The following is a 12,945-nucleotide window of genomic DNA, read 5'->3' as shown; positions in this document are numbered from 1 at the left end:
CGCGGAGCGGAGGGCGCGGCATGGACCTGAACACGATCCAGCACGTGCGCGTCGTCCGCGAGCGCGCCGAGCTGGCCGGGATGGGTCCGCGCACCGCGGTGATCGGCGGCGGGTCCTGGGTGTTCTCGCTCCCGCACGACCACCTCGACGAGTTGCTCGACCTGCAGGGCTTCGGCTGGGAGCCGTACCGCGAGACGGCCGAGGGCCTGTCGATCGCGGCGACCTGCACCCTCGCCGAGCTGTCGGCGATGCCGGACGGCGACAGGCCCGCACACCCGCTCTTCTTCCAGTGCTGCACGGCGCTGCTGGGCTCGTTCAAGATCTGGAACGTCGCGACGGTCGGCGGCAACATCGCCAACGCACTCCCGGCCGGGCCGATGATCAGCCTCGCCGCGGCGCTCGACGCCGAGGCGCTCGTCTGGCGCGCGGACGGCTCCGACGCTCTCGTGCCGGTCGCCGAGCTGGTGACCGGCAACATGACCACCTCGCTCGGGCACGGCGACGTGATCCGCTCGATCGAGTTCCCGCGCCGGGCGCTGGCGGCGCGGACCGCGTACCGGAAGATCGCGCTGTCGCCGCTCGGGCGCTCCGGAGCGCTCGTCATCGGCCGGGTGGACGCCGACGGGGCGTTCGTGCTCACGGTGACCGCCGCGACGATCCGGCCCGAGGTGCTGCGCTGGACGGCGCTCCCCTCCTCCGCAGAGCTCGACAGCGCGATCAGCGCGATCACGAGCTGGTTCACCGACCCGCACGGGGTGGCCGACTGGCGGCGCGCGGTGGTGGGCGTGCTGGCCGAGGAGATCCGCGGCGAGCTGGGCGGAGCGGACCAGCCGGCGACGAGCGGCGAGACCACCCCGACCGCGGGAGGCGCCGCATGAGATTCACCGTCAACGGCGAGCCGGTCGACGCGTCGCCCCGCCCCGGCCAGGTGCTGCGGACGCTGCTGCGCGACCACGAGCACTTCGAGGTCAAGAAGGGCTGCGACGCGGGCGACTGCGGCGCCTGCTCGGTGCTCGTCGACGGCACGCCCTTCCACTCCTGCCTCTACCCCGCGCACCGCATCGAGGGGCACGAGGTCACCACCGCCGCCGGACTCGGCACGCCGGAGGAGCCCGGCGCGGTGCAGCAGTCGTTCGTCGACCACGCCGCCTTCCAGTGCGGCTTCTGCACGGCGGGCATGGTCGTCACTGTGAGCGCCCTCGAGGGGGCGCGCGAGGAGGACCTCCCCCGCCTGATGAAGGGGAACCTCTGCCGCTGCACCGGCTACCGGCCGATCCGCGAGGCGGTGACCGAGCATGCCTGCGAGCCGCCCACCGGGCTGACCCCCGTGCGGCGAACCGGGCGCGTCTCCGCCGACGAGTCGCGGGTGGGCCGCTCGCTCGGCGCCCCGGCCGGCCGCCGCATCGTGTCCGGTCAGGAGCCGTACACGCTCGACGTCGCGGTGCCCGGGCTGCTGCACCTCAAGGTGCTGCAGAGCCCGCACGCGCACGCGCGCATCCTCTCGATGGACACCGCGGTCGCCGCGACGATGCCCGGCGTCGTCGCCGTGCTGACCGCCGCCGACGTGCCGGACATCCTCTACTCCACGGCGCGGCACGAGTCGCGGCTGGACGATCCGGACGACACCCGTATGCTCGACACCGTCGTGCGCTTCCGCGGCCAGCGCGTCGCGGTCGTCGTCGCCGAGTCGGTCGGAGTGGCCGAGGCCGCCTGCCGGGCGATCGAGGTCGAGTACGAGCTGCTGCCGGCCGTCTTCGACCCCGAGGAGGCGCGCACGCCCGGCGCCCCGCTCCTGCACTCCGACAAGGACCCGATCGCCTCGCGCATCGCCGACCCCGGCGCGAACGTGGTCGCCGAGCTGCACGGCGAGTACGGCGACGTCGCCGCCGGCCTCGCCGAGGCGGACGTCGTGGTCGAGGGCCGGTGGACGACGTCCCGCGTCGCGCACACCGCGCTGGAGACCCACGGCACCATCGGCTGGCTCGAGGGCGACGAGCTGGTGCTGCGCACCTCCACCCAGGTGCCGTTCCTGGTCCGGGACGAGATCGCGCGCATCTTCGATCGTGACCCCTCGAGCGTGCGGGTGTTCACCGCGCGGGTCGGCGGCGGTTTCGGCGGAAAGCAGGAGATCCTCACCGAGGACGTCGTCGCGCTGGCCGTGCTGGCGACCGGGCGGCCGGTGCAGTTCGAGTTCACCCGCTCCGACGAGTTCACGATCGCGCCCTGCCGGCACCCGATGCGGGTCGACGTCACGCTCGGCGCGCGCCGCGACGGGACGCTGACCGCGCTGAGCGTCGACGTGCTCTCCGACACCGGCGCCTACGGCAACCACGGCCCCGGAGTGATGTTCCACGGCACCTCCGAGTCGGTCGCGACCTACACGGCGCCGAACAAGCGCGTCGACGCGCAGGCGGTCTACACGAACAACCTGCCCTCGGGCGCGTTCCGCGGCTACGGCCTCGGCCAGGTGATCTTCGGCATCGAGTCGGCGATGGACGAGCTCGCCCTCGAGCTCGGCATCGACCCGTTCGAGCTGAGGCGGATCAACGCGGTGAAGCCCGGCGAGCCGCTCGTGGTGACCCACGTGGAGGGCGACGACATCGGCTTCGCCTCCTACGGGCTCGACCAGTGCCTCGATCTCGCGGAGGCGGCGCTCGACCGCGCGACGGGCGCTGACGCTCCCGAGGGACCGGGCTGGAGCACCGGGCGCGGCATGGCGGTCGCGATGATCGCGACGCTGCCCCCGCGCGGCCACTTCTCGGAGGCCACCGTGTCAGTCGACGCCGAGGGCGTGCTCACGATCGGAGTCGGCACCGCGGAGTTCGGCAACGGGACGACGACCGTGCACACCCAGCTCGTCGCGAGTGCGTTCGGGGCCTCGGCCGATCGGGTGCGGATCCGCCAGTCGGACACCGCCGCGGCCCGGTACGACACGGGCGCGTTCGGCTCCGCTGGGACGGTCGTCGCCGGCAAGGCCGTCTACAGCGCGGCGCTGCGGCTCCTCGCCGACCTGCGCTCGCTGGCGAAGCGGCTCACCGGGCACGACGGCAGCGAGTTCGAGCCGGACGACGAGGGGCTGCTCGCCGCCGACGGCACCCGGGTGAGCTACGCCGACCTGGTGCTCGCGGCCGGCGGACCGGTGTCGGCGACCGGCAGCGAGGACGGAGCGCAGCGCTCGCTCGCGTTCAACGTGCAGGGCTTCCGCGTCGCGGTGCACGCGCCGACCGGTGAGGTGCGGATCCTGCAGTCGGTCCAGGCGGTGGACGCCGGCTTCGTGATCAATCCGGCGCAGCTCCGCGGGCAGGTCGAGGGCGGCGTCGCCCAGGCGATCGGCTCGGCGCTGTACGAGGAGGTGATCCTCGACGGCGAGGGCACCGTGACCACGGCGATCCTGCGGAACTACCACATCCCGCAGATGGCCGACGTGCCGCCGACCGAGGTCTACTTCGCCGACACGGCCGACGAGCTGGGCCCGTTCGGCGCGAAGTCGATGAGCGAGGCGCCCTACAACCCGGTGGCGCCCGCGCTCGCCAACGCCGTCCGCGACGCCGTCGGCGTCCGGCCGCACGCCCTGCCCGTCTCCCGCGACCGCGTCTGGCGCCTGCTGCACCCGGATGCCGTCCCCGTCCGCTCCGTCTCGGCGGAGGCGCCTCCGGGCTGAGCGGGCGTAGCGATGCGCAGGCAAAAGCTTGCTGCGAATGCGCGATTAGGGTGAATGACTGCAGTTCCCGAGTCATCTACTTATCCTTCGAACTCTCACTACTCAAATTCTGCCTCCAAACCAAACTCGGTTCTATGGGCAGGAGAAGCGGAGCTTTCCTTGCAAGGTCTATTGGATGAAGATCGACTAGATGGCGTTGTCCTAACATCTATATGCGTGCGGCCATACCGACGCGCCCTTCCGTTTCTTAACTCCGATCGAAGCGCCTTTGTTGATTCAGTGGCGAGGGTGGGCAGAATGTGGGGCGGCGGCAGCTCACCGCTAATCCCAGCCGACTCTGATGGACAATTCAATCCAGCATACTCCGCCCTGATACCCGGAGCCGAAGTCGATAATATTGTTGGGTGGGAGAATGATCGGTACGACGATTATTCCTCCAAGAGGGCCAAGTTTCTGCCCGAACGAGAACATGATTTTACGACAAAGCCCTTCTTTGCAGCAATCAAATACGGTCGAGCGAAAAAGTACGCGACCGTTGTCGACCCTGTTCTCAAGGAGGAAGACCCTTGGTGCGGTATATATAAGGCTGCGCTCGGCATTTTTCCCGAAGACTTTGAAAAAGCAGAGTTGGAAGACGCGGGTTATCGGTCCGACTTAAAGCTAGGTGACTTCCTTCGAGTTTCTCGCCCCTCCCTGGCCGGTTCTTTCGAGGACCTGATTGAACGCCTCCAAGGAAAACAGGGAGAAGTTTATCCCCGAATCACCACGATGTTCGGCCTTTCGTATGGGTCCCAGCCGTCGACTTCCTTGAGATCCGGTAGCTCATTCATACCGAGTCCTTGGGAGAAGGCACGGGATGCTGGGCCAAATGTAGTGGTGCTCTGCTCCGACAACTCGACCGAGGATCTAGCACTGCTCTGGAATCTCCGGGCAGCATGGGGTAACTCTTACGCGGCACCAATTGGCATTCCGCTAAGTGAGTATTCACCCACGTATATAGCAAAGCTTGTCGCCAAACATGGTATTGCCTTATCGGGCTTCCCAATCCACCCCGTCTATATCACCAGCGCTTCACTGTCTGCCGAGAGGCTGGAGGAGTTGGCGGCGTCGGCTGGAAATTGTGGAGTAATGTCACACGAAGAAGCTCTTTCCTTCGGTCCGGCGCCCGGCATCTATTCCGAAGAGCCAGTGGTTTGGAATAAGGGCAGGATGGACTATATTCCAAAACGGGAGACAGTCCGGAAAGCTCTACCGAGCAATGCCGATCGTTTTTCAAGTCTCGTCGTTACAGTTCGCGTGCCTGAAGTACCATTTCCAAGTGGCGCGGACCTCCGAAAGCATGCCTTGAACGGGGACTTCTTCGCGGGTGGCCTTACACAATCATTTTCTATGCGTGACTTTGCACCGATCCGGTTTGAGTGGCCGTCGCCTGCGCTAACCCTTAAGTCAGTCGGGAAAATGCGGGGGCTCGACCTCGCCGAATCGGAGCCAGGCCGAATCGCTTCGGTTTTTCTTTCAGCTTTAAACGACATTTGGGAAGTTCAGTACATAGCCCACGCCCCCTTACTGAAAACGCTTGAAATGATGGCTTCGCGTACTGGTATGTCCTGGGCGAAAAAGAGGCTGCGAGAAAGTAATATTGCTTCTCAAGACGAGGGGCCAATGATTGCTCCCGACGTTGACGACCTGCCTGAAGTTCGGTTTGAGGCCTTTAAAAAGGCGTTGGGAAACAACGCAAAAGCGGCAGAGAATTGGGTCTCGTGGGCTGAAAGACGCGGCTTGATTGTCCGGGGATTTCAGTTGCGTTGTGAGTTCTGTCATGCGAAGCAGTGGATTCCTGTTGCGGGTTTTGCACCGCCGATCGTTTGCCGAGGGTGCAGTCTCCAAATGCTTGCGCCGTTTGGAGTGAGTTCGAACGTGAGCTTTCACTATCGTCTGAGCGAGTCACTTCGCCGAGTCTATGAGGTCGATGCGATGGGTCACATATTAGCGCTCCGGTATTTTGAAGGTCTTTTTGGCGCGCTGGCACGCCGCAATCGGATGATTACCGGATCTCATCCTGGTATCGACGTTAAGCTCACCGGCACCGAGAACATTCTCGGCGAATCTGACTTGACCATCCTATTCGAAAACGGAGACCTCATCCCGATGGAGATTAAGCGGTCCTACTCGGGAATGACCGATCCCGAGGTGGAGAAACTTTCGGCCATCGCCGACGAATTCCGCTCGCCTTGGATGGCTCTGATCGTCGCGGACCACGGACGCAATGCTCCACCGGAGTTCGTAGATCGCGGGATCCGTGGCGGGCCTTCGCGTCACTGCGTGGTGCTTAGTTACGATCAGATACTAGACCCGCAACCTTTCGTTTCGCTCGGCGGTGATCCATTTAGGTGGATTCCACTGAGCCAAGAGGAACTCGATACTCGTGAGAAGACTTTTGTTAGGCACCTTGTCGAGAGTCCACCACTTTCAGATTGGTCTTGGCTGGAGTCGGACTTGATGAGAGCCGCGACGTCCACGGAGGTTGACTAGAATCTAGTAGAAGATATTTGATAGGGCTGAGCCATCACTGAATTAGGAAGCGCCGAGAATATCGCGAAAAGCGACGGCTTATAGCGACTAGATACGAGATTGCAGCTCCGCGCTCGCGGCGGCGACCTCGCGGGCGATCCCTTCCTCGTCCGCGGCGACGAGGTGGCCGTCCGCGGCCACGGGCCGCCCGTTCACGAGCAGCAGCGTCAGCGGCGGCTGCGCGCCGAGCGCGAGGGCCGCGACCGGGTCGGCGATGCCGGCGTGCTCGATCCCGTCGATCCGCCACAGCGCGAGGTCCGCGAGCTTGCCCACCTCGATCGAGCCGATCTCGTCCTGGCGGCCGAGCACGCGCGCGCCGCCGATCGTCGCGATCGAGAGGGCCTGCCGCGCGCTCATCCGGTCGGCACCGGCGCGCAGCCGGTTCATCAGCACGGCCGCGCGGATCTCGGAGCCGAGCTGCCCGGACTCGTTCGACGCCGCGCCGTCCACGCCGAGCCCGACCGGAGCGCCGGCCGCCAGCAGCTGCGGGATCGGCGCGATGCCCGCGGCGAGCCGCGCGTTCGAGGACGGGCAGTGCGCGACTCCGGTGCCCGTGGCCGCGAACTTCGCGATCGCGTCGTCGTCCAGGTGCACGCCGTGCGCCATCCAGACGTCGTCGCCGAGCCAGCCGAGCGACTCGAGGTAGTCGGTCGGCGACATCCCGAAGGCCTCGCGGGTGTACGCGTCCTCCTCGACGGTCTCGGAGCCGTGGGTGTGCAGCCGCACGCCGAGCTGCCGGGCGAGCACCGCCGACTCGCGCAGCAGGTCCGGCGTCACCGAGAACGGCGAGCACGGGGCGATCGCGACGCGGACCATCGCGTCGAAGGAGGCGTCGTGGTAGCGCTCGACGGCCTCGCCGCTGGCCTGGAGTGCCGCGGCGGTCGTCTCGACCGCGAAGTCCGGCGGCAGCCCGCCCTGCGACTCGCCGAGGTCCATCGAGCCCCGCGTCGCGTGCAGGCGCACCCCGAGGGTCGAGGCGGCGTCCACGATCCCGCCGACGATGTCGCCGGAGCCGCGCGGGAAGACGTAGTGGTGGTCGCCGACGGTGCTGCAGCCCGAGCGGGCGAGAACCCCCATCGCGCCCAGCGAGGCCGACCGGGTGAGATCGGCGTCGATCCGGGACCAGGCCGGATACAGCGCGACGAGCCAGTCGAAGAGGATCGCGTCCTGCGCCCAGCCGCGGGTCAGCCACTGGTAGAGGTGGTGGTGGGTGTTGACGAGTCCCGGGGTCAGCAGGTGGCCGCGGCCGTCGACGCGGGTGAGCACGACGGGCTCGGGCGAGGGCAACCCGGTCGGTGCGCGGCCGTCGAGGGCCCACGCGGGCGGCTCGCCGGGGCCGACCGCGACGATCCGCCGGTCGTCGACGACCACGTGACCGCCCGGATGCTCCGTCCCCGCGGCGTCGACGGTGGCGACATGGGCTCCGGTGATGACGTGGCGCTGCATCCTCCGAGCATGGCAGCGCGGTGTTTCGCGGCGGTTTCCCCCGGACGATCCGCTGCACGGTGCGGGACGCGTCCTCCCCTCAGCGCATCCGGCCGCGGCGCCTGCCTCTAGCGCGCGGCGTGGATTGGACCGGTCCGGGCGGCCAGCGGTGCCCCGGACGCTCCCGCCCGCACGGCCAGCACCTCGGCCAGGATCGAGACCGCCGTCTCCTCCGGCGTCGACGCGCCGATGTCCAGGCCGATCGGCGAGTGCAGCCGGGCGAGCGACTCCTCCGCCACTCCGGCCTCGCGCAGCAGCCGCAGCCGCCGCTCGTGCGTGCGCCGCGAGCCCATCGCGCCGATGTAGGCGGCCGGAAGGGTCAGCGCCGTCTCGAGCAGCGGCACGTCGAACTTCTCGTCGTGGGTGAGCACCGCGATCACCGTGCGCTCGTCCACCTCCGTCGCCGCCAGGTAGTCGGACGGCCAGTCGACCACGACCTCGTCGGCGCCCGGGAACCGCTCCGCCGTCGCGAACACCGGCCGCGCATCGCAGACCGTCACGCGGTAGCCGAGCAGCGCCCCGGCCGCGCAGAGCGCCGCGGAGAAGTCGACGGCGCCGAAGATCAGCAGGCGGGGCTTCTCCGCGCTCACCACGAAGGTCACCTCGAGCTCGACGCCCTGGCAGGCGATCTCCACGGTCGCCGAGCGGCCCGAGGCCAGGCGCGCGGCCCGCTCGGCCAGGATCCGGCGCACCGTGTCCTCGTCCAGCGACGGCCCCACCACGTCCTGCGCGCGGGTCGCGCCGGTCAGCACCAGGCCGACGAGCTCGTCCGGCCCGCCGACGATCATCGCGAGCCCCGCCGGCCGCCCGGCCCGCGCGGCCCGCAGCTCGGCGAGCACGGCCCCCGAGCTCGCGTCGACGACGTGGCCGAAGACCCGCAGCTGTCCACCGCAGGAGAGACCGGCTGCGAAGGCCGCCTCGTCGTCGAAGCCGAAGTGCTCCGAGCCGGAGCCGCCCGAGCCGAGCACCTCCTGCGCGAGCGCGTAGGCCTGGGCCTCGACGCAGCCGCCCGAGATGGAGCCGATGGCGCTGCCGGCCGCGTCGACCGCCATCGAGGAGCCGAGGGCACGCGGTGCCGAGCCGAAGACGTGCGTGACGGTGACCACGGCGACGCTCTCGCCCGCCTCGACGCGCGCGAGGAGCGGAACGGCGAGTTCGAGCACGGCGGCCTCCGACGTCGACGGGCGGGAGGGCGCGGAGCCGGGTCGTGCGGCCGGCGGGCGCTCACACGCGGGAAACATGCCGAGTATATGGTCGAACCCATGCCCGACGACTCCCCCTCGCTCGACCTCGTGATCCGCTCCTCCGCCGTCCTCACCGAGAACGGGACGCGGCCCGCCAGCGTCGCCGTCGCGGGCGGTCTCATCGTCGCCGTCGGCGACATCGACGCGCCCTGGAAGACCCTCGAGGAGGTCGTCCTCCCCGCCGGCCAGGTGCTGCTGCCGGGGATCGTCGACACCCACGTGCACGTGAACGAGCCCGGCCGCACCGAGTGGGAGGGCTTCGCCTCCGCCACTCGTGCGGCAGCGGCCGGCGGCGTCACCACGATCATCGACATGCCGCTGAACTCGATCCCGCCGACCACCACCGTCGCGGGGCTGGGCGCCAAGAAGGCCGCGGCCGGTCCGCAGGCGCTCGTCGACGTCGGCTTCTGGGGCGGGGCGATCCCGGAGAACCTCGGCACCCTGCGCGAGCTGCACGACGCGGGCGTCTTCGGCTTCAAGTGCTTCCTCTCGCCGAGCGGCGTCGACGAGTTCCCGCACCTCAGCACCGAGCAGCTGTTCGCGGCGATGGCCGAGATCGCCGCGTTCGACGGCCTGCTGATCGTGCACGCCGAGGACCCGGACGAGCTCGAGGCGAGCGCCAACGCCGGCGGCACCTCCTACGACGCCTTCGTCGACTCCCGGCCGCCCGCTTCCGAGAACTCGGCGATCGCGAGCGTGATCCAGGCCGTCCGCGAGACGGGCGGGCGGGCGCACATCCTGCACCTGTCCTCCGCCGAGGCGCTGCCGCTGCTGCGCGAGGCGAAGGCCGAGGGGCTGCGGATCACCGCGGAGACCTGCCCGCACTACCTCACCTTCGATGCGGAGACGATCCCCGACGGCGGCACGCAGTTCAAGTGCTGCCCGCCGATCCGGGACGAGCGCAATCGCGAGCTGCTCTGGAAGGGCCTGCTCGACGGCACGATCGACCTGATCGCCTCCGATCACTCCCCCGCCACGGCCGAGCTCAAGTTCGCGCACGACGGCGACTTCGGCCTCGCCTGGGGCGGCATCTCCGGGCTCGAGCTGAGCTTCCGCGCGGTCTGGACGGGCGCGCGCGAGCGCGGGATCCCGCTGGAGCAGGTCGTCGCCTGGATGTCGACGGCGACCGCCGCCTTCGCCGGGCTCGGGCAGAAGGGGCTGCTGCGGGCCGGAGCGGACGCCGACCTGGTCGCGTTCGAGCCGGAGGCGGCGTCGCCGGTGGACGTCGACGCGCTCTCGCACAAGAACAAGGTCTCCGCCTACGACGGCCGCGTGCTGCGCGGCGCCGTCGCGGCGACCTGGGTCGGCGGAGTCCGGGTCACGGGCGAGACCTCGGCGCCGGTCGGCCGGCTGCTCGACCGGCCCTGAGCCGTCACCGGCGGCGGAGTCGGAGCGACGGGGCCGGGCCGCGTGTTCCGGTCACGTTTCCGCCGTGTGAACTCCCGCGGTTCCGGGCGCGGTTCCGGGCGGATCGCACAAGACTCGGGTGACGCGGGCGCCGGACGCTGAGTGCTCCGCCGGTGCGACGGGATCGCCGCGCGCGGCATCCTGGCAGACGGGCACCGCCCGGCCGCGCGACCGCGGCCCCCCGCGAAGCCCCACGAACCACCGAACGCGAACAGGAGCGGACATGTCGATCATCCTCGGAGACCACCAGTACGGGAAGGCCGAGAACCGCGTCGTCCGGATCTACCGCGACAGCCCCCGGCACGAGATCCACGATGTGAACGTCTCGACCGCCCTGCGCGGCGACTTCGCGGCCGCGCACCTCACCGGCGACCAGTCCGCGGTCCTCCCCACCGACACCCAGAAGCAGACCGCCTACTCCTTCGCCAAGGAGAAGGGGCTGCGCTCGATCGAGGCGTACGGCCTCGAGCTGGCCCGGCACTTCGTCGACGGCACCGAGACCGTGCACGGCGCGCGGATCGAGATCGAGGAGTTCGCCTGGGAGCGCGTCCTGGTCGACGGCGCCGAGCACGACCACACCTGGGTCCGCAAGGGCCAGGAGGTGCGCATCGCCTCCGTCACCGTCGAGGGCACCGGCGACGCGCAGCAGGTCTGGATCACCGGCGGCTTCAAGGACCTGACGATCCTCAAGTCCACCGGCTCGGAGTTCCACGGCTTCCTCACCGACCCGTACACGGTGCTCCCGCCCACCCGGGACCGCGTGATGGCGACCTCGCTGGTCGCGAAGTGGCGCTTCGCCCTCAGCGACGAGGAGATCGCCGCGAGCGACTGGGAGGCCGTCTACGCCGGAGTGAAGGCGCTGATGATCAGCCGCTTCGCCACCGTGCACTCGCTCGCCCTGCAGCAGACGCTCTTCGAGATGGGCAAGGCGGTGCTGGAGGAGTTCCCGCAGATCGTCGAGGTGCGCCTCTCGGCCCCGAACAAGCACCACTTCCTCTACGACCTCTCGCCCTTCGGCGTGGAGAACGACAACGAGGTCTACCACGCCGCCGACCGGCCGTACGGGCTGATCCAGGCCGCCGTCACCCGCGACGACGCGCCGGACGCCGGGCCCGCCTGGCGCGCGTACTCGGGACTGGTGTGAGCGGAGGGTCCGGTCCGGGCGCGCGCGGCGTGCACCGCGGGCACGTCCTGCACGTGGCCGGTCGGCCCACGGTCGAGACGGCCGCCGAGGCGCTGGTCTCGATCCCGGACGGCGCGCTCGTCGTCAGCGACGGCGGGACGATCCTCTGGGTCGGACCGCACGCCGCGCTCCCCCGCGAGTACGCGGACTGGCCGGTCACCGGCGACGCGGGCGCGTTCCTCCTGCCGGGCTTCGTCGACACGCACCTGCACTTCCCGCAGACGTACTCGACCGACGCGTTCGGCGGGGGGCAGCTGCTGGAGTGGCTCGACACCGCGATCTTCCCGGCGGAGTCGCGGCTGGCCGACGAGGAGTTCGCCGGCCGCATCGCGCGGGCCTTCACCCGGCGACGGGTGAGCGCCGGGACGACCGCGGCGATGGTCTTCGGCTCGGCGTTCCCGCACGCGCAGGACGCCCTGTTCGAGCGGAGTGTCGAGGCGGGGCTGCGCACGGTGTCCGGTCGCGGACTGCAGACGGTCGGGCCACCCTCGGCCGCGGCGCTGCTGACCGGCGAGGACGAGGCGCTCGCGCTCGTCGCCGAGGAGATCGACCGCTGGCACGCGGTCGACACCGGCGACCCCTCGACGGCGCTGCAGCAGGTCGCGATCGTCCCCCGCTTCTCGCTGTCGGTGACGCCGACGACGCTCGCCGGGCTCGGCGAGCTCTACGACGGCGTGCGCGACCGCGGCGTGTACGTGCACAGCCACCTCAACGAGAACGACCGGCCGGGCGACGGCGAGATCGCCGCGGTCCTCGCGAGCTTCGGCACCCGCAGCTACCTGGACACCTACGACGGGCTGTTCCTGCCCGGCTCGCGGCGCGGCGGCTCCTCGCTGCTCGGCCGGCGGACGATCCTCGCGCACGCCGTGCACTGCCAGGACGCGGAGCTGCACCGGATGGCCGCGACCGGCACCTCGATCGCGCACTGCCCGACCTCGCAGCAGTTCCTCGGCTCGGGGACGATGCCGTGGCGGCGCACCGCCGCCGCGGGCGTGACCATCGCGCTCGGCAGCGACATCGGCGCCGGCGACGAGTGGCTGCTCGCGCGGGTGGCCAACGACGCGTTCAAGGTGCACCTGTCGGAGGAGGGCGACGCGTCGATCGCGCTGCACCCGGCCCAGCTGCTCTTCACCGCGACGCTGGCCGGTGCCCGCGCACTCGACATGGAGGAGCGCTTCGGCAACTTCGACCTCGGCAAGGACGCGGACTTCCTCCGCATCGAGCCCGACCGCTGGGAGCCGCTCGCGGAGGTGCTCGCCCTCGGCGTCCGCGCCGACGACCCCGCCGAGGCGACGGCCCAGCTGCTGTTCGCCCTGCTCCTGGGCCTGCGCGAGCCCGCCATCGCGGCGGTCCACGTGCAGGGCCGCCGCGTCGTCGCTCCGGCGGAGTGACGG

Annotated in this window: 8 protein-coding genes; 6 read left to right on the top strand and 2 right to left on the bottom strand. The window is 69.8% G+C overall.

Annotation, left to right across the window (positions count from 1 at the left end; translation table 11 throughout):
• Positions 1-20 precede the first annotated feature (20 nt).
• The 3 genes from EDF36_RS05280 (at position 21) to EDF36_RS20870 (ending at position 6,193) form a co-directional block, all read left to right on the top strand.
• Positions 21-878, top strand: a complete 858-nt coding sequence (locus EDF36_RS05280; protein WP_123732163.1) for an FAD binding domain-containing protein — start codon at positions 21-23, stop codon at positions 876-878.
• Positions 875-3,661, top strand: coding sequence for a molybdopterin-dependent oxidoreductase (locus EDF36_RS05275; protein WP_123732162.1), 2,787 nt, complete (start codon positions 875-877; stop codon positions 3,659-3,661). Before EDF36_RS05280 ends, EDF36_RS05275 begins: the two co-directional genes overlap by 4 nt.
• A 288-nt stretch (positions 3,662-3,949) precedes the next feature.
• Complete coding sequence (locus EDF36_RS20870; protein ID WP_148059971.1) at positions 3,950-6,193, top strand: hypothetical protein; 2,244 nt, start codon at positions 3,950-3,952, stop codon at positions 6,191-6,193.
• Positions 6,194-6,280: 87 nt separating this feature from the next.
• Here the strand turns inward: EDF36_RS20870 and EDF36_RS05270 are convergent, their stop codons facing one another.
• Both EDF36_RS05270 and EDF36_RS05265 read right to left on the bottom strand, forming a co-directional pair.
• On the bottom strand, positions 6,281-7,678 hold the full coding sequence (locus EDF36_RS05270) for an 8-oxoguanine deaminase (protein ID WP_123732161.1): 1,398 nt from the start codon (positions 7,676-7,678) through the stop codon (positions 6,281-6,283).
• A 107-nt stretch (positions 7,679-7,785) separates the two neighbouring features.
• Entirely contained in the window at positions 7,786-8,880 is a 1,095-nt protein-coding gene (locus EDF36_RS05265; protein ID WP_123732160.1) for an XdhC family protein, read from the bottom strand.
• Between the two features lie 99 nt (positions 8,881-8,979).
• Between EDF36_RS05265 and allB the strand changes: the two genes are divergently transcribed.
• The 3 genes from allB (at position 8,980) to EDF36_RS05250 (ending at position 12,942) form a co-directional block, all read left to right on the top strand.
• The gene (gene allB / locus EDF36_RS05260; RefSeq protein WP_123732159.1) at positions 8,980-10,329 is read left to right on the top strand and encodes an allantoinase AllB; all 1,350 of its coding nucleotides are present in this window, start codon (positions 8,980-8,982) and stop codon (positions 10,327-10,329) included.
• 262 nt (positions 10,330-10,591) lie between these two features.
• Positions 10,592-11,512, top strand: coding sequence for a factor-independent urate hydroxylase (gene pucL / locus EDF36_RS05255; RefSeq protein ID WP_123732158.1), 921 nt, complete (start codon positions 10,592-10,594; stop codon positions 11,510-11,512).
• Entirely contained in the window at positions 11,509-12,942 is a 1,434-nt protein-coding gene (locus EDF36_RS05250) for an amidohydrolase family protein (protein ID WP_185020373.1), read from the top strand. Before pucL ends, EDF36_RS05250 begins: the two co-directional genes overlap by 4 nt.
• The last annotated feature ends 3 nt before the right edge of the window (positions 12,943-12,945 follow it).

Origin of the sequence: Rathayibacter sp. PhB152 (assembly GCF_003751395.1) — a bacterium.
GTDB lineage: Bacteria > Actinomycetota > Actinomycetes > Actinomycetales > Microbacteriaceae > Rathayibacter > Rathayibacter festucae.
This window is presented reverse-complemented; position numbering and strand designations above follow the sequence as displayed.

Bases quoted from the DNA above. Each gene is read 5' to 3' on its own strand.
- pucL (WP_123732158.1), top strand. From the start codon at position 10,592: ATGTCGATCATCCTCGGAGACCACCAGTACGGGAAGGCCGAGAACCGC.
- allB (WP_123732159.1), top strand. From the start codon at position 8,980: ATGCCCGACGACTCCCCCTCGCTCGACCTCGTGATCCGCTCCTCCGCC.
- EDF36_RS05275 (WP_123732162.1), top strand. From the start codon at position 875: ATGAGATTCACCGTCAACGGCGAGCCGGTCGACGCGTCGCCCCGCCCC.
- EDF36_RS05270 (WP_123732161.1), bottom strand. From the start codon at position 7,678: ATGCAGCGCCACGTCATCACCGGAGCCCATGTCGCCACCGTCGACGCC.
- EDF36_RS05280 (WP_123732163.1), top strand. From the start codon at position 21: ATGGACCTGAACACGATCCAGCACGTGCGCGTCGTCCGCGAGCGCGCC.